We start from the raw sequence: 25,739 nt of genomic DNA, 5'->3' as shown, positions 1-25,739 counted from the left end.
ACGCCTGCCTTCTTCCCCCTTCAGGAGTTCTCCATGTCGACCGGCTGGATCGTTCTCGGCGTCATCGTCGTCCTCGCGCTGTTCGCCTTCAGCGCCTACAACCGCCTGGTGGCGCTGAGCCAGCGCGTCGGCCAGGCTTTTGCCGATATCGACGTGCAGCTCAAGCAGCGCCACGACCTGATTCCGAACCTGGTCGAAACGGTGAAGGGCTACGCCTCGCATGAGCGCGGCACGCTCGACGACGTCATCAAGGCACGCAATTCGGCGATGTCCGCGCAGGGGCCGGCGCAGGTGTCCGCGGCCGAGAACCAGCTGTCCGGCGCGCTCGGCCGGCTGATCGCGCTGTCGGAGGCCTATCCCGACCTCAAGGCCAACGCCAATTTCCAGCAACTCGCATCCGAGCTTTCCGACCTCGAGAACAAGATCGCGGCGAGCCGCCGCTTCTTCAACAACGCGGTCCAGGAATACAACACCGGCATCCAGCAGCTGCCCGCCGCCTTGTTCGCAGGCATGTTCGGCTTCACCAGGAAGGACTTCTTCGATCTCGGCGCCAGCCGCACCGAGGTCGAGGCCGCGCCGCAGGTGAAGTTCTGATCTTGAGCCGATAGGCCGGCAGGGCACCCGCGTCATGGCCGCGTATGGTCTCTACACGCACATCGCCTCGAACAAGTTTCGTTCGATGCTGCTGCTCGCCGGCCTGTTCATGCTGGTCTACGTGCTGGTCTATGCTGGCGCGCTGGTCGCCGAAGTCGTCATCAACGGCAATGAGACCGTCGTCTATTACCTGAGGCGCGCCCTCCACGATCTGATCGTGGCCGCGCCGGTTGCGACCATCGTAGCGGCGGCCTGGGTCGTGATCGCCTATTTCTTCCACCAGTCGATGATCGACGCGGTGACCGGCGGCCACGACGTCACGAGGCAGGAGGAGCCGCGGCTTTACAATCTGCTGGAAAATCTCTGCATCTCGCGCGGCATCACCATGCCGAGGCTGAAGATCATGGAGAGCCCGGCGCTGAACGCGTTCGCGACCGGCCTCAATCCGCGGCAATATTCGATCACCGTCACCACGGGTCTCCTCGATGCCCTGAACGACAAGGAGATCGAGGCGGTGCTGGGCCACGAGCTGACCCACATCAAGAACGGCGATGTGCAGCTGATGGTGGTCGCCGTCATCATCGCCGGCGTGGTCGGCTTCTTCGGCGAATTGTTCTTCCGCCTGTTCACCAATTTCAACTGGAGCTCCGGCTCCGGCGGCTCATGGTCCTCGGGCTCCTCCTCGTCGTCGCGGTCGTCCTCCTCGTCGAGCGACAACAAGAGTTCCGGCGGCGGCGCGGTAATCGTGATCATCATCGCGATCGTGCTGATCGTGGTGGCCTGGCTGCTGTCCCAGGTGGTCAAGCTCGCCCTGTCACGTTCGCGCGAATATCTCGCCGACGCAGGCTCCGTCGAGCTGACGAAAGACCCCGATGCGATGATCTCGGCGCTGCGCAAGATCGAGAATCGCGGCGAGCTGCCCGGCGCGACCTCGGCCGTGATGGAGCTCTGCGTCGACAATCCCCGCGAGGGCTTTGCCGATCTGTTCGCGACCCACCCATCCGTGCAGTCCCGGGTCGACGCGCTGGTCAAGTTTGCCGGCGGCCACGATCCTGGCCCGCGGCCGCTGGCCGAGGAAACGGAGGAGCCCGAGGCGCAAGCTGACCCGCAGGACGCCCCACCGCCGCTGCGTCATGGCCCGTGGGACGACGCCAGCGGCCCGGCCGCTCCTCCGCCGCCCCTGCCCGCACCCGGCTCCTCGGAGACCGCGAGCAGCAAGCCTACAGGCAATCTCATGGGTCCCTGGGGCCGTCATTAAGCACGCGATGTCCTGCCATGCGCGGCGGGTTTCGCCGCGATTGGGAAAAACTTCGGGAATTGCCGTATCGACATGCCGAGGATTTGAATTCTCCCTTGTTTCTGCCATGTTCGCGCCCAACAGCAGACTTGGGACATCCTTGGGGCATCCTTGGGACATCGATTTGGGGCCCGGCCGATTGCGACCTCGCGATCGGGGGCGCGCGTTAGGGGACAGCAATGGCAAAGCCGGCAGTGGTTGTGGTGGGCGCGGACAAGGGCGGGGTCGGCAAGACCACGGTGTCGCGGACCTTGCTCGATTATTTTTCCGCCAACAACGTGCCGACGCGCGCCTTCGACACGGAATCGCCGCGCGGAACCCTGAAGCGCTTCCACCCCGACATCACCGAGATCGTCGACATGACGACGACATCGGACCAGATGAAGATCTTCGACACGCTCAACGCTGTCAGCCCTTCGGTCACTGTCATCGACGTTCGCGCCGGCCTGCTCTCGCCTGCGCTGGCTTCGCTGCGCGACATCGGCTTCCTCGACGCCGCCAAAGCCGGCCAGATCACCTTCGCGGTGTTCCACATCCTCGGACCCTCGATCGCCTCGCTGGAGGAGATCGCCGAGACCGCCGGCTTCATGACCGGCGCAAAATATTTCCTGGTGAAGAACTTCATCAACGACACCCAGTTCTTCCAATGGGACCAGGCGACCTACAATTCCTACTTCCACCGCATCAAGGACGCGACCGAGCTGACCATCCCCAAGCTCAACGAAATGGCCTATGAGCAGGTCGAAGTGTCCTCCGTCCCGTTCCTGAAATTCGTCGCCAACAAGGGCATCAGCGACGAGGCCGCGAACTATTCGTTCGTGCTGCGCGGCTATGTCCGGCACTGGCTGGCGAATGTCTGGAGCGAGTTCGACCGGATCCGGCTGACTGACATCGTGGGTTCGAAGCCCGTCACCCGAAACAGCGAAAAATAGTTGCGCAAGCAGGGCTGATACGGCTGGATTGGTCGCCAGGTTCGACTGATATAGCTGCCGATGCCCGCAACGCCCGTCTACATCATCTGCTCGCCCCGCCCGCAGGTCGGCAAGACACTGCTGGCGCGGCTGCTTGCCGAATTTCTGCTGCTCAAGAACGGCAATGTCGCGGCCTTCGACGTCAATCTGAAGGAACCGTCGCTGCTCGACTACCTGCCAAAGATCACGGAGACCGCCGACGTGATCGATACCTACGGCAAGATGCAGCTGATGGACCGCGTCATCGTCGATGACGGCATGGCCAAGGTGATCGACCTCGGCTTCCACGCCTTCGACGAGTTCTTCAAGATGACCGACGAGATCGGCCTCTTGAAGGAGGCCGCCCGCCGCCATGTCGCGCCTCAAATCCTGTTCGTCGCCGACACCGACCGCGCCTCGGCCCGCGCCCACGAGATGCTGCGCGGGCAGATCCAGCGGATGAACCTGATCACCGTCGACAATGAATATGTCGTGCGCGGCGAGCTGCCGGCCGCGATGGCCGGCGGCCGCCTGTTCCGCCTGCCGGCCTTGCCCGGCTTCCTCAAGACCTACGTCGACCGGCTGAACTTCTCCTTCACCGGCTATCTGCGCCAGGAGAAGGATGCGTCGACCGAGCTGCACCAATGGACCCGGCGGAATTACTTTGCCTTTCGCGAGCTCGAGCTCAGCCTGATCCTGCAGCGATCCTAAATAATTTCACCCGGATAATATTGACTGCGGGTTGAAGCGGGCTTATTGAAGCGGACATCGGTATCCCCTCAGCAAGGCCTGTCCCCGTGAGCATCGACCGGAAAGCAGCGATCGCGGCCTACAAGGAGCGAAAGACCATCGCGGGCGTCTACGTCGTCCGCTGTGCGGCCTCCGGCGAGGTCTGGGTCGGCCAGGCGCCGAACCTCGAGACGATCCAGAACCGCATCTGGTTCTCGCTACGCCAAGGCAGCCACACCTGCCGCAGCCTCCAGGCTGCCTGGAATGCGCATGGCGAGGCCGGCCTGACCTTTGGCGAATGCGAGCGCCTGGAAGATGAGGAAACCGCCTATGTCAGGAACGCACTCCTGAAGGAGCGCCTGCTGCATTGGCGGGATGAACTGAAGGCCGAGGCGATCTGAAGATCGCGGCGACCTCTCAATGCCCCTCGAACGTCATCAGCGTGCGCACGGGCACGTCCATGGCGCGCAGCTTGGCGGCGCCGCCGAGCTCGGGCAGGTCGATGATGAAGCATGCGGCGACGACGTTGGCGCCGATCTGGCGCAGCAGCTTCACCGCGCCCTCCGCGGTGCCACCGGTGGCGATGAGGTCGTCGACCAGGATGACGCGCTCGCCGGGCTGGATGGCGTCGACATGCATCTCCATCTCGTCGATGCCGTATTCGAGCGAGTAAGCGATGCGCACGGTGGTGTGCGGCAGCTTGCCTTTTTTGCGGATCGGCACGAAGCCGGCAGAGAGCTGGTGCGCCACTGCGCCGCCGATGATGAAGCCACGCGCCTCCATGCCTGCGACCTTGTCGATCTTGTTGCCGGCCCAGGGATTGACGAGCTCGTCCACCGCGCGGCGGAACGCGCGCGCGTCAGCGAGCAGGGTCGTGATGTCGCGGAACATGATCCCCGGCTTGGGATAGTCGGGGATGGTCCGGACGCTCGCCTTGATATCGTGGTCAAAGGTCATTGGTGCCTCTCAATCGACACGCGCATCCAACCGGAACGCGTTTTCAACAATACGCAAGCCCACCTCATTGCTGAGCGACATCAGCGATTCCGGGTGGAATTGCACGCCGGCGACCGGCAGCGTCTTGTGCTCCAGCGCCATGGCGACCCCGTCCTCGGTGCTGGCTGTGACGGACAACACCTCCGGCATGCTGTCGCGCTCGACATAAAGCGAGTGATAGCGGCCGATGACGATCTCGTTCGGCAGATTGCGCATCAATCGCCCGCCGCGCACCTGCACCCGCGAGGGCCGGCCATGGGCGGGATGGGTGAGCTGGCCGAGCTCGCCGCCGAAATATTCGCCGATCGCCTGCACGCCCAAGCAGACGCCGAACACCGGCAGCTTCCTCTCCAGCGCCGCGTCGATCGTTGTCTTGATCCCGAAATCTTCCGGCCTGCCGGGACCGGGCGACAGCACCAGCAAATCCCATGTCTTCCGCTTGAGCATGTCGAGCGCATGCACATGGCGGACCACGGTAACGTCGGCGCCGACCTGGCGGAAATAATCAGCGAGCATATGCACGAAGCTGTCGTCATGGTCGATCAACAGCACCCGCTTGCCCGAGCCGGTCGCATCGGGCGCAAAGGTCGACAACGGCTTCGGCGGATCGCCGCGCAGCGCCTGGAACAGCGCGGCGGCCTTGACCTGGCATTCGCGGTCTTCAGCGGCCGGATCGGAATCGAACAGGCAGGTGGCGCCGACGCGCACTTCGGCGAGACCATCCTTCATGCGGATGGTGCGGATGGTCAGGCCGGTGTTGATGCTGCCGTCGAAGTTCACCGCACCGATCGCGCCGGCATACCAGCGGCGCGGCGAGCGCTCGTGATCCTCGACAAACTGCATCGCCCAGAGCTTGGGTGCGCCGGTCACCGTCACCGCCCAGGCGTGGGTGAGGAAGGCGTCGAGCGCGTCGAAGCCGGGACGCAACATGCCCTCGACATGGTCGACGGTGTGGAACAGCTTCGAGTAGGTCTCGATCTGGCGCCGCGCCAGCACCTTGATCGTGCCCGGCACGCAGACGCGCGCCTTGTCGTTGCGGTCGACGTCGGTGCACATGTTGAGCTCGAACTCGTCCTTCTCCGAGTTCAGGAGCTGGCGGATCTGCTCGGCGTCGCCGATCGCATCGCTGCCGCGCGCGATCGTGCCCGAGATCGGGCAGGTCTCGACCCGACGCCCGTCCGACCGCACGAACATTTCCGGCGAGGCCGACACCAGAAATTCGCCCTCACCCAGATTCATCAGCGCGCCGTAGGGCGACGGGTTGATGACGCAGAGGCGCTGGAAGACTTCGGCCGGCGAACGATCGCAAGGCTCGGCGAACAGCTGCCCAGGCACCGCTTCAAAGAGATCACCGCGGGCGAAGGCCGCACGCGCGGTCTCGACCGTTGCCTGATATTCGCCCGGCGCGTGATCGGCAAAACCCTGCCGCGGCGTCTTCAGATACGGACTCTCGGCGGTCTCGCGCGGCAGGCCCTCGGTGGATTTGCCCTTCCAGGCAAAGTCGTACGAGAGCACCACGCCGCGGCCGGTGGCGCGGTCATAGGCCAGCAGGCGATCGGGGACGTAGAGCACGATGTCGCGCTGGTCCTGCTCGCGCGCGCGCTTCTGCACGAGGTCCTCGATCTGGAACACCAGGTCGTAGGCGAAGGCGCCGAACAGGCCGAGCAGCCCGTCGTCATTGGCCGAGAAGGCGGCGACGAGATCGCGCACCAGCGACATCACGCTGGCGCGCCGCGTACGCTGGTCTTCCTCGACCGGCGCATCGCCGCGGATGATGTGGCCGGCAAGCCGCGTCGCCGTCTTCTCGGAGATGACGACGCAGGGCTCGCGCAGCACATCGACCAGGAAGGCGATCAGCACCTGCCCGCGCTCGTTCAGCGCTTCCAGCTTGAAATTGACGCCTGATGTCTCGAGCTTGAGCGGCGGATCGGAGAAGCCGAGGTCGAAGCTCTCGTAGCGGCCGGGCACGGTCGTGCCTGAGGACAGCACCACGCCGCGGCGGCGGTCGAGCAGGCTGACGAGATCGTCGAGCCTGTTGGCACCGCCGGTGAACTGCTCCGCCACGCGCGTGATCGCGAGACCCGCGCGGGTCGCGTACTCACTTCTGGCCGGGAGGGCAAAGACTGTCCTGTTCATGTGATCCTCTTGGGGTCCTCTTACGAGACTTGCCGAGGAAACGCCACACAGGACAAACGATCAGGCCGCCGCACTGCGTTAGCGACCTCAGACGATTTGGGAAAGGAAAATCGCACCGGCCACCTCGTTAGGAGGTGCGCCACCAAAGACGGGCTGGGCGGACGGCGGTGCTCATGGGGGCGATACTCACCATGGCGCGGGGGCGGCGTCAAGGGTGGCCCGGTGCCGTAGCCCGGATGGAGCGCAGCGCAATCCGGGGTTCGTGCCACAAGGGAAAGTCCCCGGATTACGCTGCGCTCCATCCGGGCTACAGGCTGGGTCAGGCTGCGCTGTTACCGCCGAGATGATTGGCGAAGAACTTGATTGCCCGGCCCCACGCGAGCTCGGCGGCCTCGCGGTCATGCACGGCCTGGCGCTGCTCGTTGACGAAGGCGTGCTCGGCGTCATAGCGGAACAGCTCCAGCGACTTGCCGGCGGCCTTCATGGCCTTCTCGAAGCCGCCCACCAGCTCCGGCGTGCACCAATCGTCCTTGTTGGCGAAATGGGCCTGGAGCGGGATCTTGACGTCGGCGGGCTTGGCCGCCTGCTCCGGCGGGATGCCGTAGAACACGACGCCGGCCGCGAGCTCCGGTACATGCACCGAGCCGATGATGGTGACGGCGCCGCCGAGACAGAAGCCGGTCAGCCCGACCTTGGCGCCATTACGCGACAGATATTGCGCGGCGCCGCGCACGGTCTGCGTGGTGGCGTCCATGAAGTCGAGCGAGTTCATCTCCTTGTTGGCGCTGTCCGTGTCGTGATACGGCACCACCTTGCCCTTGTAGAGATCGGGCGCCAGCGCGTCGAAACCGGCCAGCGCAAAGCGGTCGCACAGGCCCTTGATCTGGTCCGACAGGCCCCACCATTCCTGGATCACGACCACGCCCGGCGCGTTGCCGCGCGCGGCATTGGCGAGATAGCCCGAGGCCTCCTTGCCGTCCGGACGCTTGAAGGTGATGGCGGTTCCCATGGTGTCCTCCGATGAGTTCTTGGGGGAGCGGTTGGCGGCATCTTGGCGGGTGCATGCGAATGACGCAATCACCGCGCAAACAAACTCTCGTGCCCCGGACGCTGCGCAAGGCGTTGCCCCTTGCGGCGTGATGCGCTGCCGATCCGGGGCCCAGCTACGAGCATTCTGGGTCCCGGCTCGCGCTTCGCGCGTCCGGGACACGGACCCAACAAAAAAAGCCCCCTCGCGGGGGCTTCTTCATTTCTCGTCGCATCAAAGCGCTCAGTGCGAGCTGGCCCAGACCTTCTTCTTGGTGAAGTACATCAGGCCCGCGAACAGGATCAGGAACACGAAGACCTGGAATCCGAGGCGCTTGCGCGCTTCCATGTGCGGCTCCGCGGTCCACATCAGGAAGGTGGTGACGTCCTTGGAGTACTGCGCGACCGTGGTCGGAGAGCCGTCGTCATAGGTCACCTGGCCGTCGCTGAGCGGCTTCGGCATCTTGATGGCGTGGCCCGGGAAGTACTTGTTGTAGTACGAGCCCTCCGGAATGGTGACGCCTTCCGGCACCTTGTCCTCGAAGCCCTGCAGCAATGCCGAGACGTAGTCCGGGCCCTGCTCCTGGAACTGGGTGAAGAAGTCGAAGATGAACCAGGGGAAGCCGCGCTTATAGGAGCGCGCCTTGGTGATCAGGGAGAGGTCGGGCGGCGCCGCGCCACCGTTCGCCGCGCGAGCGGCCTGCTCGTTCGGGAATGGCGAGGGGAAATAGTCCGCCGGACGCCCCGCACGCTCGAACATGTCGCCGGCATCGTTCGGACCGTCCTTGACCTTGTAGTCCGACGCGAAGGCCGCCGCCTGCGCCACCGAATAGCCGGGCCCACCGGGCTCGGCGAGGTTGCGGAAGGCCACATAGGACAGGCCGTGGCAGCTGGCGCAGACCTCCTTGTAGACCTTCAGGCCGCGCTGCAGCGCGCCGCGGTCGAACTTACCGAAAGGGCCGGAGAACGACCATTTGTTGCCCGGGGGCGTATCGCTGCCTTCAGACGCCTTCGCGCTGTCGACCGAACCTGCGAACAACGAACCGGCGAGCGCCAGCATGATCGCGGTCGAAACCATCGGCGTCGATCGGCTGCCGGTCTTGGCCAGCACCGCATCCGAGATCGAGTTCGGCACGGGCCGCGGCTTCTCGATGCGCGAGAGCAGTGGCAGCACGATCAGGAAGTAGGCGAAGTAGCAGACCGTCAGGACCCGGCCGGCAATGACGTAGATGCCTTCCGGCGGCTGCGCCCCGAGATAGCCGAGCAGGATGCAGACCACGACGAAGATCCAGAAGAACTGCTTGGCCAGCGGGCGATACTTCGACGACCTCGTCTTCGCTGCGTCCAGCCAGGGCAGGAAGCACAGGATGATGATCGCACCGAACATCCCGATGACGCCGGCAAGCTTGTTCGGGATCGAGCGCAGGATCGCGTAGAACGGCAGGTAATACCATTCCGGCACGATGTGCGGCGGCGTCACGCCCGGGTTCGCCGGAATGTAGTTGTCGGCGTCGCCGAGATAGTTCGGCATGTAGAAGATGAACCAGGCGTAGAGCAGCATGAAGCAGGCGACGCCGAACATGTCCTTGATGGTCGCATGCGGCGTGAACGGCACCGTGTCCTTTTCCGTCTTCGGCTCGACGCCGTCCGGATTGTTCTGGCCGGCGACGTGCAGCGCCCAGACGTGGAGCACGACGACGCCCGCGATCAGGAACGGCAGCAGGTAATGCAGCGAGAAGAAGCGGTTGAGCGTCGGATTGCCGACCGAATAACCGCCCCACAGCAGCGTCACGATGCTCTCGCCGACATAGGGAATGGCGGAGAACAGGTTGGTGATGACCGTGGCGCCCCAGAAACTCATCTGGCCCCAGGGCAGCACGTAGCCCATGAAGCCGGTCGCCATCATCAAGAGGTAGATGATGACGCCGAGGATCCACAGCACCTCGCGCGGCTCCTTGTAGGACCCGTAATAGAGGCCGCGGAACATGTGAACGTAGACGGCGACAAAGAACATCGATGCGCCGACCGCATGCATGTTGCGCAGCAGCCAGCCGTAGTTCACGTCACGGACGATCAGTTCGACCGATTTGAAGGCGAGATCGGCATGCGGCGTATAATGCATCGCCAGGATCACGCCGGTCAGGATCTGCATCCCTAGCATGAAGGAGAGGATGGCGCCGAAGGTCCACCAATAGTTCAGGTTACGCGGGGTGGGATAGGCAACGAACGAGGAGTGCATGAGGCCGAGGATCGGCAGGCGCCGCTCGATCCATTGCAGGGCCGGATTGCTCGGCTGGTAGTCGGATGGTCCGCTCATGATGCGATCCTGAGGAAATAGTACGACGAGACGGCGCGAAGCTTCGGACGAGGATCCGAGGCTCAGCCGATCTGGATTTTGGTGTCGGAAACGAACTGGTACGGCGGCACCGGCAGGTTCGCGGGCGCGGGCCCCTGGCGGATGCGGCCGGACGAATCGTACTGCGAACCATGGCAGGGGCAGAAGAAGCCGTCGTAGCTGCCTTCATGAGCGATCGGGATGCAGCCGAGATGGGTGCAGATGCCGATCACGACCAGCCATTGCTCGTGGCCGGACTTGACCCGGGCCTCGTCGGACTGCGGATCGGGCAGGCTCGCCACGTTGACGGCGCGCGCCTCGTCGATCTGCTTCTTGGTGCGGTGGCTGATGTAGATCGGCTTGCCGCGCCAGAACACCTTGATGTCCTGACCTTCGGCGACCGGACTGAGATCGACCTCGATCGGCGCACCGGCGGCGATGGTCGAGGCGTCAGGATTCATTTGGGAAATGAAGGGCCAGAGCGCAGCTGCGCCCCCTACTGCTGCAGCTGCCCCCGTTGCAACGAATAAGAAATCACGGCGTGTCGGATGGTCCGCCGAAGACGCTGTCGTCACGATTCCAACCCTTTCTTCTTGTGCAACCGGTGGAACCGCTCCAGGGGGCGCCCATGAGGTCCCCGGAAAGGCTGCCGGCGCCCGCGGCCCCCCGCGGCGGCAGAACTTCGCATGTTCACCTCTAAACGGGCAAAACAGCAGTCCAGAATCGTTCTATTGGCACCCTTGCCGGGCGAGCGCAAGCCCGCTATCGGCGCGGGAGCGTGCAATGCACGAATTCCCGGGCAGGCGATGTTTTATTGAGACATTTCCGCCCCGCATCGCCCCCGAGACAGCCCTCGCACAGCCCATGCAGATAGCGCTTTTCCAACCCGACATCGCCCAGAACACCGGCACGATTCTCAGGCTTTGCGCCTGCCTGGGCATCGCCGCCCATATCATCGAACCGGCGGGCTTCCCCGTCTCAGACCGTCTGTTCCGCCGGGCGGGAATGGACTACCTCGATCATGTCAGCCTTATCAGGCACGACTCCTGGGCCAAATTCGAGGACTGGCGCGCCGCCCATGGCTACCGCCTGCTGCTGTTCACCACGAAAGCTGCCACCGACTACCGCGATTTCCGTTACCAGACTTCGGACATCCTGCTATTCGGGCGCGAGAGCGCCGGTGTCACCGACGCGGTGGTCGAGGCCGCGGATGCGCGGCTGGTGATCCCGATCAAAGCGGGGCTGCGGTCGCTCAATGTCGCCATGACCGCGGCCATGGCCGCCGGCGAGGCGCTGCGGCAGATCCGGAACCCGCAAGCCTGACAGATTGAGGAGAGACGATTGAGTTACGCGGTCAAGGAGATCTTCCTGACCTTGCAAGGCGAAGGCGCCCATGCCGGGCGCGCGTCCGTGTTCTGCCGTTTTGCCGGCTGCAACCTCTGGAGCGGCCGCGAGGCGGACCGCCTTGAGGCCACCTGCAAGTTCTGCGACACGGATTTCGTCGGAACCGACGGGACCCTCGGCGGCCGCTACGGCTCGGCCGCGGACCTCGCCGACACCATCGCCGCGCAATGGACTGCGGCCGCAGCCAACCGCTACGTGGTGCTGACCGGCGGCGAGCCGCTGCTCCAGGTCGACGCCGCGCTGATCGAGGCGCTCCACGCCCGCGGCTTCGAGATCGGCGTCGAGACCAACGGCACCATCGCAGCGCCGGACGGGCTCGACTGGATCTGCGTCAGCCCCAAGGGCGGCAGCGAATTGGTGCTGCGCCAGGGCCACGAGCTGAAGCTGGTCTATCCGCAGGCCCTCGCCGCACCCGAGACCTTCGAGCACCTCGCCTTCGAGCGCTTCTCGCTGCAGCCGATGGACGGACCCGAGGTCATCGAGAACACCGCGCGCGCGATCGACTACTGCCTGCGTCATCCGCAATGGCGGCTCAGCGTGCAGACGCATAAGTCGCTCGGCATCCGATAGGGACAGATTTGTAGGGTGGGCAAAGCGGAGCGTGCCCACCATTCAAGATGACGGTAGAAGACGTGGGCACGGCACAAGGGCGCCTTTGCCCACCCGACGGCACACTCCGCGTGGTAAGCGACCGGGAATGAAGATGGACATGTCGACGATCGAAGACCGCAAGGGCCGCGCCCGCGCCTGGTTCGAGGCCTTGCGCGACGACATCTGCGCGAGCTTCGAGCGGCTCGAGGACGACGCCCCGCAAAGCCTCTATCCGGGCGAAGCCGGCCGCTTCAAGCGCACGCCCTGGCAACGCACCGACCATACCGGCGCGGCCGGTGGCGGTGGCGTGATGTCGATGATGCATGGCCGCCTGTTCGAGAAGGTCGGCGTGCACTGCTCGACCGTGCATGGCGAATTCGCGCCCGAGTTTCGCGCGCAGATTCCCGGCGCCGCGGACGATCCAAAATTCTGGGCCTCCGGCATTTCGCTGATCGCGCATATGCGCAATCCGCACGTGCCCGCCGTGCACATGAACACCCGCTTCGTGGTCACCACGAAAGCCTGGTTCGGCGGCGGCGCCGATCTCACGCCGGTGCTCGACCGACGGCGCACCCAGGACGATGCCGACAGCATCGCTTTCCACGCCGCGATGAAGCAAGCCTGCAACCAGCCGAACGGCGTTGCCGACTACGACAAATACAAGAAATGGTGCGACGAATATTTCTACCTGCCGCACCGCAAAGAGGCGCGCGGCATCGGCGGCATCTTCTACGACTGGCACGACAGCGGCGACTGGGACGCCGACCTTGCCTTCACCAAAGACGTCGGCCGCGCTTTCCTGAAGATCTATCCTGACATCGTCAGGCGCAATTTCGCGGCGGGCTGGACCGCCGCGGACCGCGAGGAGCAATTGATCCGGCGCGGCCGCTATGTCGAATTCAACCTGCTCTACGATCGCGGCACCATCTTCGGGCTGAAGACCGGCGGCAATGTGGATTCCATCCTGTCGTCGATGCCGCCGGAGGTGAAGTGGCCATGACTGTCTCGAGGCCGCTGCCGCGCGCCATGCTGATCGACATGGACGACACCATCCTGTCGGCCTATGGCCGGCCCGAGATCGCCTGGAACACGATCGCGAACGAGTTTGCCGAGGAGCTGGCGCCGCTGCCGCCGCCGCAGGTCGCAACCGCAGTGCTCGCCTTTGCGCGGCAGTTCTGGTCGACTGCGGAGCCGATCTGGCGGATGAAGCTCGGCGAGGCGCGGCGGCTCACGGTGCGCGGCGGCCTCGCCGCGCTCGCCGCAAACGGCCATCGCGCCCTGCCCGACGATCTCGCCGATCGCATCGCCGACCGCTTCACCACCTATCGCGAGGAAGCCATCTTCGTCTTCCCCGGCGCGCACGATGCCATCGACGCGTTCAGGGCACGCGGCATCAAGCTCGCGCTGGTCACCAACGGCGCCGCCGACATGCAGCGCGCCAAGGTCGAGCGGTTCGAGCTGACCCATCGCTTCGACCACATCCAGATCGAAGGCGAGCACGGCTTCGGCAAGCCGGAGGAGCGCGCCTATCTGCACGCCATGGAGGCACTCGGCGTCTCCGCCGAGGATACCTGGATGATCGGCGACAATCTGGAATGGGAAGTGGTGACGCCGCAGCGCCTCGGCATCTATTCGATCTGGATCGACGTGCACGGTGACGGCCTGCCCGAAGGCTCGACGGTCAGGCCCGACCGCATCATCCGCTCGTTGACCGAGCTGGTGCCGGGCCAGCCCTGAGCAGGGCACACAACAAAATATCGAAAAACAACCCCATGCACAGTAGCGGCCCCCTGCAAGATCAATGGCTTACGGATTTTTCGAAACGACTTTGATCCGTCGGCCAAAACAGGGGTATGATGTCATCGTCGAAACTTGCGATGGACTGGTTTCCGCGCCCGCGTTTCCGCGTTCGTCGCGAGAAGATCACCGCCCTACGGCAGCTCGGGTGCGGGAAATTTCTTCGCCTGCTGACGTAACGCCCCGTCAAGCCAGCACGTAGATGTCCCCTGCGGGCGCTTTTGCCCCGAGGGAGGGCGCGGCATCGTGAGTGGGGAATTGAGCATCCGTAGAGCTGAGGCGGGCGATTACGCTGCGGTTCGGAGCCTTGCGGAAGCGTTGGCGGCCCATATCGAAGAGCCGCCACCGCCTCTGACGCTCGAGCGCTATCTCGCCTTCTATGTCCGCGAGCATGCGCCCGTGCACCTCTTCGTCGCGCTGCTGGAAGATCGCGTTGCGGGCCTGATCGCCTGGATCCTGACCCACGAGCTCTATAGCGCCCAGGCGGGCATGTACATCAGTGACATCGCGGTGCATGCCGAGGCGCGCAGGAAGGGCGTCGGCAGAGCGCTGATGACGAAGGCCAAGGAATGGGCTGCCGATCACGGCGTCACGAAGCTCGGCTGGGATGTCTGGAAACACAACGCGTCAGCGATGCAGTTCTATGCGCGCCTGGGCGCGACCGTCGACACCGAGGCCCTGCCGCATCTCCTGCTGCTGACGAACCGCTAGCTTCATCATGGCCGATTGGCGACTGCGGGCGTCGCACGCGATCCTCATCCTGAGGGCTCGCCGACGGCGGCGTCTCGAAGGATGGCCACGGAGGAAACCGCTGCCATATGCGATTGCCCAGCGTGTCGACCGGGATTGCCACCCGCCGCTGGAATTTCCCGGCACGGCCGGCCGGCGTGATCGGCCTGTCATGACCGCTTGCTAGGCTCCCGTCCGGATCGATCGCGAGAAAGGACAATCCATGGACTTGAAAGCCGGTGATGTCGTGATGCTGAAATCCGGCGGCCAACCGCTGACGGTCGCGGAAGTGAAGCAGGACGAGGTGCTCTGCCTCTGGATGGGCATGGAAGGCGACCTGTTCCGCGAGACGCTGCCGCTGGCCACGCTCGTGCAGGTGGAAGAGGACGAAGAGGATGATGAAGACGAGGAAGAAGAGTAGGCCCGCCTACACCGCATCCTATCTGGATCGGGTGCGCCTCAGCTCCAGCACGTCGGATCTCCCTCTCAGAACAGAAATGAAGGATCGGGCCGAGGACTCGGCCCCGATCTATCAGGTCGCGTTCGATGGCGACTTGCGCACGATGCGATTTCGTTCGCCCTACTGGATAAAGGCGATTTCGAAATGCATGCCATCGGGCCGGCTTCCAAAGTGCCCGCCCCAATAAAATCCATGTTTGTTGGCGATCGGGACCAACTCCCGGACCGCTCCGCGCGTGCCCACGAGCTTGGGCCGAGCCCCCAACGGATTCTCGTCGGCGTTGACGTCGAACGCGCTTCCGAAAGCGTGGTTGCTCAATTGCGTCGTCGATCCCCTGATGAAGCGAGGCACGAAAGCTCCGTCAAATGACAGGATCCTATCCAGCAGACTCGCGCTCTCCCACTCCTCCCAAAGCGCCTTGAGCTGTGCCGCCGCGAGCTTATGGAATTGCATGGAGGCAGGAGCATGCGGTCCCAAAGCCTTCCGCAGTTGGGGAATGGGAACGCTCACGATGTTGTCCCTGGTCCAAGTCCCGAGGATCCGGATGTTCTCGCGGTTATCCGGACGAGGCTCCGAGACGAAGTTGAACGCGCCAAAAACCGCCCGTCTCGCGGCCGTATTTTCGAGCGGCGGAAAATCCGGCCGTGGCGGGAAGTTTGAACCCGTCATGTCAGCGGCCGGCTCTTCAATGAGCTCAAATCCGAGCTGCATGGCTTTCATCATCGTTTCGCGACCTGCCACGCCGTCGCTCGTCAGTCCGTTTGCCGCCTGAAACGCACTCGTCGCCGCCTGGGTCTTGTCGCCGAACTCTCCGTCAAGGCCACCCGGATCGAAATGCTGTCCCTGCAGGAAGCTTTGCCAAGCTTTCACGAGTGGTCCCTGCGAACCGAGCCGAAGCGCACGCAAAGCAACGGGCCTCGTCGACTCACTCGTCAATGGAGCGGATATCTCTGCGATTGGCGCGATCTCCGCAGAAGCCTCCGCAACGCCACTCGACAGCATTGCATTGGTCGCGGCCCGTGATGCGCTGAAGCCGCGAGATTGAGGCTGAATCCTGGGGCTTTCGATCTGTGTATCGGTCAATGCAACCTCCTCTGAGCTGGTGATAAAACTCTTTGCGACGTTCAATGCGTTATTCCACCGGTTGACCAGGCCCTTCCAAAACTTGCTCGTCTCACTGCGTTTCGCGACATCCCGCTCGTACTGTTCGCGCGCAGCGCGCAGGTCTTGCAGGAGCTCCAACGTGTCGTCCTCGCGGGCGGCTACGAGCGCTCGTCCGGCGTCATCGATCACGCCACTGTCAGGAACATGCAATGCTCTTTGGAGTATTCGCGCAGCACCGCGAGGACCGCGGTTGAAGCAGCAATCTCGCAAGTAACATTCGATCGCCGGCTTTCTCGACCAACTCGACACACCATCAGTGTAAGTGGCTATGATTTCGCAGGCCGCCCGTTCCGCCTCTTGAAAGTGGCCCCCCTCGATCAAATCGGCCAGCATCCGTGCTTCTTCGGGATGGAAACGTTCGTTGATGCCCGCGACTTCATATGCTCCTCCACCGTCGTCAGCCGGCAGCCTGTAGATCGTCAGGCGTCCCTGTTTATCGCGCCGGGCTTCGAAGCTGAGAATGGAGGCTGCCATCCGGTGACGATCCGCCGACGTGCTCATGCAAGGCCTCTGCAATATGTAATGTTAGGCGGCGCAGCTTCTGGCGGCTTTCATAGCTCGGGCATGGTCGTGAACCGGCCAGCGCCGACCACGCCGAGGAGCCCGCCGCATCCGCAACACGCCTCAATGACGCTGAGTTTACGCCACGCGCTGAAGCTGTGTTGTGAAGTGCTTCACAACCCGGTTGCGATTCGATGACGCATTGCCGCGCGAACTGCGGGGATCGGAATCCTTCCCGCGTTCGTTTGCCGGTATGGATTAAACGTCAGGGTCAGGGCCGTCTGCGCTTCAGCTCGGAAGCGGGCGCGCGATCAATTCGGCCTTCGCGATTGCCAGCCGATCTATGCAATCCCGATCTGTGCGCTGCCCCTCTGGGTGCTGCTGTTTGCGTTGCTGATGCTGCTCACGCCGATCTACCCGACGAGTTGCCTCGCCGCCGCCGAGATCATCACCAGCCCGCCGGTGATCACCGCGACATCAAGGATCGCGGTGTGGATGTGCACCGGCATCCGCTCGACGAAGGCCTTTGCGAGGAACGCGCCGGGGATCGCGATCGCTCCGATCAGCAGCGCGAAGGCGAGCACCTGCGCGGTCACGGCGCCGGCGAGGCCGAACACCGAGATCTTGATGAGGCCGGTGCCGAGCGAGATCATCGCGTCTGTTGCGATCACGGCGGCGCCTTCGAGGCCGGCGGCCATCAGCAGCGATAGCAGGATCACGCCGGAGCCCGAGGTGCCGCCGACCAGCACGCCGTAGCCGACCGAGCCGGCGGCAAGGCCGCTGTCGCCGATCTTGACCTTTCGGCGGCGGAGCACGCGGCGCAGCGGCACGCTCAGGATCAGCATGCTGCCGATCACGAGCGCCGCGCCCGCATTGGTGAGACGCGTGTAGCCGTAGGCGCCGAGTGCGGTCGTCAGCGCGGCGCAGGCGAGCACGATCAGCGTGCGGCGGCGGTCGGCGTAGCGCAAGTAAGCAATCGCGCGGCTGGAATTGGTGAAGATGGCGGAGATCGCGATGATCGGCACCACGGGCTCGGCGCCGACCAGCGGCACCAGCACCAGCGGCATCAGGGCGCCGGTGCCGTAGCCGGCGAGACCACCGATGATCGAAGCAAACAACGCCATCAACGCGACCAGCAGGAGCTGAAAGATCGAGATGTCGGCGAAGCCTGAGACGATGGTCACGTTCTCTCGTCGCGGCTGATGCGTGCCGCAGCTTGATCGGCGATGGAAGCGAGTGCGGCTTCCTCTAGGGGAAAATCCGCCGCAAGCCAAGCGTCCTCGGCGAGCGTCAACACATGTCCGAGCGCGGGTCCTTCGGCCAGACCGCGGGCGATGAAGTCGGCGGCCTTCAGCGGAAATTTCGGCGCAGTCCAGCGCTGCGGCAGTTCGGCGAGAGCGCGCCAGCGCATCGAGGTGACGTCGCCGCCGGCCCGCGCCCAGCCGAGCAACACACGATCGTGATAACGCTCGGGGCCGAGCCGATAGAGCAGACGCCGCGCATTGGCCTCGTCCTTGGTCGTGAAGCGCCACCAGCGATGACCCATCGAATCCAGTGCCTTGGTCTCGGCATTGGAGAGCCGCAAGCGCGCGGCGACGCGCTTGGCATCTTCGGTCACCGCGACGGTCAGCGCCGCGAGGCGCCGCGTGCTGCTTGCAGCAAGGCCAAGCTCGCGCTCGATCGCGATCATCGCCGACAGCGGCCCGGTATAGGCGACGCCGCCGATCAGCGCTTGCAGCAATCCGCCCTCGGCCATGGCCAGCACGGCGGCGGATGCGCGAGCTGCCACCAGCAGCTTCAACATCTCCATGCGCACGCGCTCGGCCGAGAGGCTGGCAAGACCCTCACGCCCCCGGATGCAGGCGAGATAGCCGTCGCGGTCGGGATCGCCGGCACCAAAGGCGGCGTGGATGCGGAAGAAGCGCAGGATGCGCAAATAATCCTCGGCAATGCGCTGGTCGGGATCGCCGATGAAGCGCACGCGACGCGCCTTGGCATCCGCGATGCCGCCGACATGGTCGTAGACCACGCCTGCCGCATCGACCGACAGGCCGTTCATCGTGAAGTCGCGCCGCTCGGCGTCCTTGACCCAGTCGCGGCCGAACGCGACCTTGGCCTTGCGGCCGAAGGTCTCGGTGTCCTCGCGCAGGGTCGTGACTTCATAGGGGTGGCTGTCGATCACCAGCGTGACGGTGCCGTGGTCGATGCCGGTCGGTACGCTCTTGATGCCGGCAGCCTTGGCGCGCCGGATCACCTCCTCCGGCCGCGCGGTGGTCGCGATGTCGATGTCGCCGGGCTGAAGACCGAGCAGAGCGTTGCGTACGGCGCCGCCGACCACGCGCGCTTCCTCGCCGCCAGAGTTGAGCAATTGCAGGACGCACGCGGTCCCGCCTGCGGTCAGCCAGGGCGCATCGGCGAGAATTGGCGCAAGTATCGGCTCCGCGCTCATCGTGCGGCCCCTATTTTTCCACGCCCGGCACCAGCCGGCCATTCTCGATATGGGCGGGAACGTAGGTCGAATCCGGGGCGGCGCCGGAGAAATGCGCAAGTCCGATCAGGCCCGCGATCACCAGCACGATCGCCGCCAGCGCAAGGCGCGCGACGACCGCAACCGGCCAGGAGGAACGCGCGAACAGGCCGGACCGCGTCGCGGCCAGGAACAACGCGTAGACGGCAAAGGGAATGAGGAAGATTCCGATCTCGGTCAGAACCGTCCGGATCATGATGAATAGATCCGCTCATACAGCACACGCAGCATGCCCGCCGTCGCACCCCAGATGTAGCGTTCCGCGAACGGCATCGCGTAGTAGAACCGCTCCATGCCGCGGAATTCCTTGCTGTGCACCTGATGGTTCACCGGGTTCATCAGGAAGGATAGCGGCACCTCGAACGCGTCATCAACCTCGGAATGGTTGATGGTGAGCTCGAAGCCGGGCCTGACCCTGGCGACCGTCGGCAGGATGCGGAAGCCGAAGGCGGTGCCGTAGAGATCGAGATAGCCGATCGGCTCGACGAAATCTCTGGACAGCCCGACCTCCTCCTCGGCCTCGCGCAGCGCCGCATCCAGCGGCGAGGCGTCGGTGGCGTCGATCTTGCCGCCGGGGAAAGCGATCTGGCCGGCATGGTCGTTGAGATGCGCCGAGCGCTGCGTCAGCAAGATGGTCGGCTCGGGATGATCGACCACCGCGATCAGGACCGCCGCGGGGCGCACCGGCTGCTCGCGCGCGACGATCTCGAGCATCTTGTCGGTGCCGGGATCGCCCGAGGCGGGAATGATGTTCGGATCGTAGAGGCCGAGCGGAACGTCGAAGCCGAGCTTCGCCCTGGAGCGGGCGAAGAAATCCGCCGCGCCGAGCGGGACCGGATCGGTCGTTAGAATAGGCTTGTTCAAAGCGCGGCCCTCACCTGCTCCGCATCGGCCATGGGGAAGAATTCGCCTGATGATTCGACGCCGAACATCGGCTGGCCATCGACCATCCGCTCCTCACCGATGTCAACCAGATCGTAATAGAGCGCCCTTGTGACCTTCGCCCAGAGATCGGCGCGGACGTGCAGATATGGCGTCAGCCCGCCGTCCCTGGCCTGCTCGAAACGCAGCCGGTGCGCGGCATCGCAGGTGACCCAGTCATCGACATTGGTGCGGAAGCGCAGCACGCGATGGTTGCTCTCGCCGTCCTTCTGCATCTCGACCGCCATGAAGGGCGCGTCGTCGACGCGGATGCCGACCTTCTCCACCGGCGTGACCAGGAAATGCTTGTCGCCCTCGCGCTTGAGGATGGTCGAGAACAGCCGCACCAGCGCGGGGCGCCCGATTGGCGTCCCCAAGTAGAACCAAGTACCATCGGAGGCGATTCGGATGTCGAGATCGCCGCAAAACGGCGGATTCCACAGATGCACCGGAGGCAGGCCTTTCTTGGCGCCTTCGGCATTGGCAGCACTTTTGGCGGCGGCAGTCAGTCCCTCGAGACCGCGATCCGCGCTCTGCCCTTGGTTCGCCATGGTTTGCCCTGACTTTGTCCTTGGCACGATTGGTGCAGGTCTACGTTGTTCTCGGGTGCACGGTTCCACCCCGGATTAGTCCGGTGGGGGAGGTCGCCACTTCGTGATGCCGTACATAACCCGAAGTCGATAAGGTGGGGATAGGTTAATTCAACGAATACATGGCCTTCCTGCAAGTCTAGCATAGGGCCCATGATCTAGCGTGATGGACCTGGTTTGACGAACTGGCGTGATGCGATGACATCGCGACGCAAGCCGCATGGCGGGCTGAAGGAGCGAACGGATGGCGGAGAGTGTCGAGAAACTCGAGGACGGGATCGTTCGTTCGGCCGAGCAGGTGTCGAGCCAGATTCGCGCGGCGAAGGATGCGATCGCGTCCGTCATCTTCGGCCAGGATCGCGTGATCGAGAACACGCTGGTCACCATCCTCTCCGGCGGCCACGCACTGCTGATCGGCGTGCCCGGTCTTGCCAAGACCAAGCTGGTCGAGACGCTCGGCGTGACGCTCGGCCTCGATGCCAAGCGCATCCAGTTCACGCCGGACCTGATGCCGTCGGACATTCTCGGCGCCGAGGTGCTGGATGAGAGCACCGCGGGGAGGCGCGCCTTCCGCTTCATCGCAGGTCCGGTGTTCGCGCAACTGTTGATGGCCGACGAGATCAACCGCGCCAGCCCGCGCACGCAATCGGCGCTGCTGCAGGCGATGCAGGAGCAGCACATCACCGTGGCCGGCGCGCGCCACGATCTGCCGAAGCCGTTCCACGTGCTCGCGACGCAGAACCCGCTGGAGCAGGAAGGCACCTATCCGCTGCCCGAAGCGCAGCTCGACCGCTTCCTGATGGAGATCGACGTCGACTATCCCGATCGCGACGCCGAACGCCGTATCCTGTTCGAAACCACCGGCGCCGAGGAAACGCTGGCGAGGGGTTCGATGACCGCCGACGCGCTGATCACGGCGCAGCGGCTGATCCGGCGCCTGCCTGTCGGCGATTCCGTGGTGGAGGCGATCCTGTCGCTGGTGCGCTCGGCCCGTCCAGGTCCCGACGCCGGCGAAGCCGGCAAGTTCATCGCCTGGGGCCCCGGCCCGCGCGCCAGCCAATCGCTGATGCTGGCGGTGCGTGCCCGTGCGCTGATCGACGGACGGCTGGCGCCCTCGGTGGACGACGTGCTCGACCTAGCCGAGCCCGTGCTGAAGCACCGCATGGCGCTGACGTTCCAGGCGCGCGCCGAAGGCCGCACGATTCCGGACGTGATCCGGCAATTGAAGACACGGATCGGTTGATGGCAGCGGAGAACGGGCACACAGCGAAGGAGATCATTGCGATCCGACGTGCCGATGGCGAAAGCCGCACGCTCGCTGCTTCCTTGCCGCGCCTGGTGCTCGAAGCCCGCCGCATCGCCGCCAACGTCATCCACGGCCTTCACGGCCGCCGCCGCGCCGGCTCCGGCGAGAATTTCTGGCAATACCGCCGCTTCGTTTCCGGCGAGCCGGCGCAGAACGTCGACTGGCGCCGCTCGGCGCGCGACGACCATCTCTATGTCCGCGAGCTCGAATGGGAAGCCTCGCATACGGTGTGGATCTGGCCCGACCGCTCGCCGTCGATGGCGTTCGCCTCGAAGACCGCGCGGGAGTCCAAGCTCGAGCGCACGCTGATCGTCGCCTTCGCGCTGGCCGAGCTGCTGGTGTCCGGCGGCGAGCGCGTCGGCATTCCCGGCCTGATGGCGCCGACCGCGAGCCGCAGCGTGATCGACAAGATGGCGCAGGCGATGCTGCATGACGATGCCGACCGCCTCAGCCTGCCGCCGTCCTTCGTGCCGGCAGCGCTGGCCGAGATCATCGTGCTGTCCGATTTCTGGTCGCCGATCACGGAGATCAAGACGACGCTCGCAGGCCTCTCAGGCTCGGGCGCGCATGGCACCCTGGTGCAGGTCGTCGATCCCGCCGAGGAGTCGTTCCCCTATTCCGGCCGCGTCGAGTTCGTCGAGCCCGAGGGCTTCGGCATGATCACCGCCGGCCGTGCCGAGAGCTGGGCGCAGGATTACACCACGCGGCTCGCGCTGCACCGCGACCAGATCCGCGCCGAAACCAACAAGCTGGACTGGCTGTTCACTACGCATGCCACCGACCGTTCCGCCGCCGAGCTGTTGCTGTTCCTGCATGCCGGCATGCAGGTGAGCAAATCAGGCGCCCGCACCACGACGATCAAGGCGGGGCCGGCCGCATGATGGGATTGCCGCTCGCCTTCACCGAACCGCTGCTTCTGATCGGCCTCGTCAGCCTGCCCGTGCTGTGGTGGCTCTTGCGCGTGATGCCGCCGCGGCCGCGCCGCATCGAGTTTCCGCCGACGCGCCTGCTGTTCGACATCGCCCCGCGGGAGGAGACGCCCTCGCGGACGCCTTGGTGGCTGACCGCGTTGCGTCTCCTCGCTGCGGCTCTCGTCATTTTCGCGGCCGCCGGCCCGATCTGGAATCCGCAAACAGGCGCAGCCGACAGCAAGGCGCCGCTGATGATCATGCTCGACGACGGCTGGAGCGCGGCGTCGCACTGGGACATCAGGATCAGGGCCGCCGACGAGCTGATCGCCAATGCCGACAACGACCGTCGCGCCATCGCGCTCGTGCCGCTGTCCGAGCCGAACCGCGACATCACCCTGATGCCGGCGGGCGCCGCGCGCGTCGCGCTGCGGCAGCTCGCGCCAAAGCCCTATTCGATCGACCGCGTCGAGACGCTGACTGCGGTCGACCGCTTCCTGAAGGCCACCGGCGACTGCGAGATCGCCTGGCTGTCCGACGGCGTCGATACCGGCCGCGGCGAGGACTTCGTGGCTGGCCTCGGCAAGACCATCGGAGATAGCAGCCTGACCGTGTTCGAAGGCGGTACCTCCTCGCCGCTGGCGCTGGTCGCGGCCGAGAACGCCGCGGCGAAAATGACGGTGAAGGTGCTGCGCACCGACAGCGGCATCGCCATGGGCACCGTGCGCGCGCTGGACCACAAGGCCTCGCCGATCGGAGAGGCCCGCTATGCGTTCGGTCCGCAGGACAAGGAGACCGACGCCGCGTTCGATCTGCCGGTCGAGCTGCGCAACGACATCACGCGGCTCGAGATATCGGGCGAGCGCTCCGCCGGCGCGGTGCAGCTGCTCGACAAGCGCTGGCGCCGCCGTGCCATCGGCATCGTCTCGGGTGCGACCAGCGAGACCGCGCAGCCGCTGCTGGCGCCGACCTTCTATCTCACCCGCGCGCTGGCGCCGTTCGCCGACGTCAGGCTCGCCGACAAGGGCTCGCCGCAGCAGGGCATCACACAATTCCTGGACCAGAAGCTGCCGATGATCATCCTCGCCGATGTCGGCACCATCGCGCCGGAGCTGCGCGAGCGCCTCAATGCCTGGGTCGACCAGGGCGGCGTGCTGGTGCGCTTCGCCGGTCCCCGGCTGGCGCAGGCTGAGGACGATCTCGTGCCGGTCAAGCTGCGTAAGGGCGGCCGCACGCTCGGCGGCAGCCTGACCTGGGAGAAGCCGCAGCATCTTGCGACCTTCGCGGCCGACGGCCCGTTTGCCGGCGCCGCCGTCCCCAAGGACGTCACCGTGAGCCGCCAGGTGCTGGCCGAGCCCGATGCGGTGCTCGCCACCAAGAGCTGGGCCTCGCTGGAAGACGGCACGCCGCTGGTCACCGGCGAGCATCGCGGCAAGGGCCTCGTCAGTCTGTTCCACGTCAGCGCCGACATGCGCTGGTCTGATCTGCCGATGTCGGGCACCTTCGTCGAAATGCTGCGGCGGGTGGTCGACATGTCCGGCTACACGTCCAAGCCCGGCGCAGGCGTTGCCGGCGAAGCCACCACCGAGACGGTGGCCCCGCTGCACATCCTCGACGGCTTCGGCGCCTTCGGGCCGCCGCCGGCCACCGCAAAGCCGTTGCCCGCGGATTACCGCGACCGCGCCACATCCGATCATCCGCCGGGCTTCTATGGTCCGGCCGAAGGACCGCTCGCCGTGAACACGCTTGCCAGCGCCGACCGCATCGCCGCGCTGAACACCGCGAGCCTGCGCGCCCGGCATGCCACCTACACCAATGCCGAGCCGCGGGACCTGCGCGGCTGGCTGCTGTCGACCGCGCTCGCGCTGTTCCTGGTCGATGCCATCATCGTCGCGGTGCTCGGCGGCGGGATCGCCGCGCTGCTGCGCCGCCGCGCCGCGCCCGCGATGATCGTGCTTGGCCTGCTGTTCGCCTCGCTCTCGCCAACGCCGTCACGCGCCGACAGCGCGACGGACGACTTCGCGATGAAGGCGACGTCGCAGACCCGCCTCGCCTATGTCGTCACAGGCAATGCCGACGTCGATTCCATCGTAAAGGCAGGGATGAACGGGCTGACGCTGTTCCTGGCGCAGCGCACCGCGCTCGAGGCCGGCGATCCCGTCGGCATCGACCCCGCGCGCGACGAGCTCGCCTTCTTCCCGCTGATCTACTGGCCGATCGTGCCGGGCGCGCCGAAGCCGCCGCAGGACGCCATCAACAAGATCGACGCCTACATGAAGCAGGGCGGCACCGTGCTGTTCGACACCCGCGACGCGATCGAAGCCCCGCCCGGCGCCAACGGCGCCGCGCAGACCCCGGGCATGCGGACGCTGCGCGAGATCCTGTCCTCGCTCGACGTGCCCGAGCTCGAGCCGGTGCCGCGCGAGCACGTGCTGACCAAGACCTTCTACCTGTTGCGCGACTTCCCCGGCCGCTTCGTCACCGGCCAGACCTGGGTCGAGACCCTGCCGCGCGACGAGGACGAGGACAGCGCGCAGCGGCCGGCGCGCGGCGGTGACGGCGTATCGCCGATCATCATCACCTCGAACGATCTTGCCGGCGCCTGGGCGGTGCGGCCCGACGGCCAGGCCATGCTGCCGGTGACCGGCGGCGACACCCGCCAGCGCGAATTCGCCTACCGCGCCGGCGCCAACATCGTGATGTACACGCTGACCGGCAATTACAAGGCCGACCAGGTGCACGCACCGGCCCTGATCGAACGGCTGGGGCAATAGGACC

25 protein-coding genes are annotated in these 25,739 nt (G+C 65.3%); 14 read left to right on the top strand and 11 right to left on the bottom strand.

The window, feature by feature from the left end:
• The first annotated feature begins 33 nt into the window (after positions 1 to 33).
• The 5 genes from A3AS_RS0141525 (at position 34) to A3AS_RS0141505 (ending at position 3,971) form a co-directional block, all read left to right on the top strand.
• Positions 34 to 594, top strand: a complete 561-nt coding sequence (locus A3AS_RS0141525) for a LemA family protein (RefSeq protein ID WP_018323315.1) — start codon at positions 34 to 36, stop codon at positions 592 to 594.
• A 34-nt stretch (positions 595 to 628) separates the two neighbouring features.
• Complete coding sequence (locus A3AS_RS0141520) at positions 629 to 1,852, top strand: M48 family metallopeptidase (protein ID WP_018323314.1); 1,224 nt, start codon at positions 629 to 631, stop codon at positions 1,850 to 1,852.
• 218 nt (positions 1,853 to 2,070) lie between these two features.
• Positions 2,071 to 2,823 (top strand): hypothetical protein, encoded by a 753-nt coding sequence (locus A3AS_RS0141515; RefSeq protein ID WP_018323313.1) that lies wholly within the window; start codon positions 2,071 to 2,073, stop codon positions 2,821 to 2,823.
• Positions 2,824 to 2,883: 60 nt separating this feature from the next.
• Positions 2,884 to 3,552, top strand: coding sequence for a hypothetical protein (locus tag A3AS_RS0141510; RefSeq protein ID WP_018323312.1), 669 nt, complete (start codon positions 2,884 to 2,886; stop codon positions 3,550 to 3,552).
• 86 nt (positions 3,553 to 3,638) lie between these two features.
• Entirely contained in the window at positions 3,639 to 3,971 is a 333-nt protein-coding gene (locus A3AS_RS0141505; protein ID WP_018323311.1) for a GIY-YIG nuclease family protein, read from the top strand.
• A 16-nt stretch (positions 3,972 to 3,987) separates the two neighbouring features.
• Here the strand turns inward: A3AS_RS0141505 and A3AS_RS0141500 are convergent, their stop codons facing one another.
• From A3AS_RS0141500 to petA, 5 genes are all read right to left on the bottom strand, one after another.
• Complete coding sequence (locus A3AS_RS0141500) at positions 3,988 to 4,527, bottom strand: adenine phosphoribosyltransferase (RefSeq protein WP_018323310.1); 540 nt, start codon at positions 4,525 to 4,527, stop codon at positions 3,988 to 3,990.
• 9 nt (positions 4,528 to 4,536) lie between these two features.
• The gene (locus A3AS_RS0141495; RefSeq protein WP_018323309.1) at positions 4,537 to 6,702 is read right to left on the bottom strand and encodes an anthranilate synthase component I; all 2,166 of its coding nucleotides are present in this window, start codon (positions 6,700 to 6,702) and stop codon (positions 4,537 to 4,539) included.
• Positions 6,703 to 7,021: 319 nt separating this feature from the next.
• On the bottom strand, positions 7,022 to 7,711 hold the full coding sequence (locus A3AS_RS0141490) for a dienelactone hydrolase family protein (protein WP_018323308.1): 690 nt from the start codon (positions 7,709 to 7,711) through the stop codon (positions 7,022 to 7,024).
• A gap of 261 nt (positions 7,712 to 7,972) precedes the next feature.
• A complete protein-coding gene (gene fbcH / locus A3AS_RS0141485) occupies positions 7,973 to 10,045 on the bottom strand; it encodes a cytochrome b/c1 (RefSeq protein WP_018323307.1) in 2,073 nt (690 codons plus the stop codon).
• 62 nt (positions 10,046 to 10,107) lie between these two features.
• A complete protein-coding gene (gene petA, locus A3AS_RS0141480) occupies positions 10,108 to 10,638 on the bottom strand; it encodes a ubiquinol-cytochrome c reductase iron-sulfur subunit (protein ID WP_018323306.1) in 531 nt (176 codons plus the stop codon).
• Positions 10,639 to 10,927: 289 nt separating this feature from the next.
• Between petA and A3AS_RS0141475 the strand changes: the two genes are divergently transcribed.
• The 6 genes from A3AS_RS0141475 (at position 10,928) to A3AS_RS0141450 (ending at position 15,005) form a co-directional block, all read left to right on the top strand.
• Complete coding sequence (locus tag A3AS_RS0141475; RefSeq protein ID WP_018323305.1) at positions 10,928 to 11,386, top strand: tRNA (cytidine(34)-2'-O)-methyltransferase; 459 nt, start codon at positions 10,928 to 10,930, stop codon at positions 11,384 to 11,386.
• A gap of 18 nt (positions 11,387 to 11,404) precedes the next feature.
• Positions 11,405 to 12,037, top strand: coding sequence for a 7-carboxy-7-deazaguanine synthase (queE, locus tag A3AS_RS0141470; protein WP_018323304.1), 633 nt, complete (start codon positions 11,405 to 11,407; stop codon positions 12,035 to 12,037).
• A 133-nt stretch (positions 12,038 to 12,170) separates the two neighbouring features.
• Positions 12,171 to 13,058, top strand: coding sequence for an oxygen-dependent coproporphyrinogen oxidase (hemF, locus tag A3AS_RS0141465; RefSeq protein ID WP_026202907.1), 888 nt, complete (start codon positions 12,171 to 12,173; stop codon positions 13,056 to 13,058).
• A complete protein-coding gene (locus A3AS_RS0141460; RefSeq protein WP_049815142.1) occupies positions 13,055 to 13,795 on the top strand; it encodes an HAD family hydrolase in 741 nt (246 codons plus the stop codon). Before hemF ends, A3AS_RS0141460 begins: the two co-directional genes overlap by 4 nt.
• Positions 13,796 to 14,113: 318 nt before the next feature.
• Positions 14,114 to 14,566 carry a GNAT family N-acetyltransferase gene (locus A3AS_RS44555; protein WP_157644527.1) on the top strand — a complete coding sequence of 151 codons (453 nt, stop codon included), beginning with the start codon at positions 14,114 to 14,116 and terminating at the stop codon, positions 14,564 to 14,566.
• Between the two features lie 241 nt (positions 14,567 to 14,807).
• Positions 14,808 to 15,005, top strand: coding sequence for a DUF2158 domain-containing protein (locus A3AS_RS0141450; RefSeq protein WP_018323300.1), 198 nt, complete (start codon positions 14,808 to 14,810; stop codon positions 15,003 to 15,005).
• A gap of 159 nt (positions 15,006 to 15,164) precedes the next feature.
• Here the strand turns inward: A3AS_RS0141450 and A3AS_RS44550 are convergent, their stop codons facing one another.
• From A3AS_RS44550 to A3AS_RS0141420, 6 genes are all read right to left on the bottom strand, one after another.
• Positions 15,165 to 16,682, bottom strand: coding sequence for a M15 family metallopeptidase (locus A3AS_RS44550; RefSeq protein WP_018323299.1), 1,518 nt, complete (start codon positions 16,680 to 16,682; stop codon positions 15,165 to 15,167).
• A 440-nt stretch (positions 16,683 to 17,122) separates the two neighbouring features.
• Entirely contained in the window at positions 17,123 to 17,893 is a 771-nt protein-coding gene (locus A3AS_RS0141440; protein ID WP_018323298.1) for a sulfite exporter TauE/SafE family protein, read from the bottom strand.
• Complete coding sequence (locus A3AS_RS0141435) at positions 17,890 to 19,158, bottom strand: CCA tRNA nucleotidyltransferase (RefSeq protein WP_018323297.1); 1,269 nt, start codon at positions 19,156 to 19,158, stop codon at positions 17,890 to 17,892. Before A3AS_RS0141435 ends, A3AS_RS0141440 begins: the two co-directional genes overlap by 4 nt.
• 10 nt (positions 19,159 to 19,168) lie before the next feature.
• Positions 19,169 to 19,432: a DUF6111 family protein gene (locus A3AS_RS0141430; RefSeq protein WP_018323296.1), complete on the bottom strand. Its 264-nt coding sequence runs from the start codon at positions 19,430 to 19,432 to the stop codon at positions 19,169 to 19,171.
• A complete protein-coding gene (locus A3AS_RS0141425; protein ID WP_018323295.1) occupies positions 19,429 to 20,100 on the bottom strand; it encodes a CoA pyrophosphatase in 672 nt (223 codons plus the stop codon). The genes A3AS_RS0141430 and A3AS_RS0141425 overlap by 4 nt, the downstream gene beginning before the upstream one ends.
• Positions 20,097 to 20,708, bottom strand: a complete 612-nt coding sequence (locus A3AS_RS0141420; RefSeq protein ID WP_018323294.1) for a DUF1285 domain-containing protein — start codon at positions 20,706 to 20,708, stop codon at positions 20,097 to 20,099. The genes A3AS_RS0141425 and A3AS_RS0141420 overlap by 4 nt, the downstream gene beginning before the upstream one ends.
• A 283-nt stretch (positions 20,709 to 20,991) precedes the next feature.
• On the opposite strand from A3AS_RS0141420, the gene A3AS_RS0141415 reads away from it, so the two are divergent.
• The 3 genes from A3AS_RS0141415 to A3AS_RS0141405 are packed head-to-tail and all read left to right on the top strand — an operon-like array spanning position 20,992 to position 25,735.
• Positions 20,992 to 21,990 carry a MoxR family ATPase gene (locus A3AS_RS0141415; RefSeq protein WP_018323293.1) on the top strand — a complete coding sequence of 333 codons (999 nt, stop codon included), beginning with the start codon at positions 20,992 to 20,994 and terminating at the stop codon, positions 21,988 to 21,990.
• Positions 21,990 to 22,934 carry a DUF58 domain-containing protein gene (locus tag A3AS_RS0141410; RefSeq protein ID WP_018323292.1) on the top strand — a complete coding sequence of 315 codons (945 nt, stop codon included), beginning with the start codon at positions 21,990 to 21,992 and terminating at the stop codon, positions 22,932 to 22,934. The genes A3AS_RS0141415 and A3AS_RS0141410 overlap by 1 nt, the downstream gene beginning before the upstream one ends.
• Positions 22,931 to 25,735, top strand: coding sequence for a DUF4159 domain-containing protein (locus tag A3AS_RS0141405; protein WP_018323291.1), 2,805 nt, complete (start codon positions 22,931 to 22,933; stop codon positions 25,733 to 25,735). The genes A3AS_RS0141410 and A3AS_RS0141405 overlap by 4 nt, the downstream gene beginning before the upstream one ends.
• Positions 25,736 to 25,739 lie beyond the last annotated feature (4 nt).

Origin of the sequence: Bradyrhizobium sp. WSM2793, assembly GCF_000379585.1 — a bacterium.
GTDB lineage: Bacteria > Pseudomonadota > Alphaproteobacteria > Rhizobiales > Xanthobacteraceae > Bradyrhizobium.
Note: the sequence above shows the minus strand (reverse complement) of the source record. Positions and strands in the feature narration are given on the sequence as shown.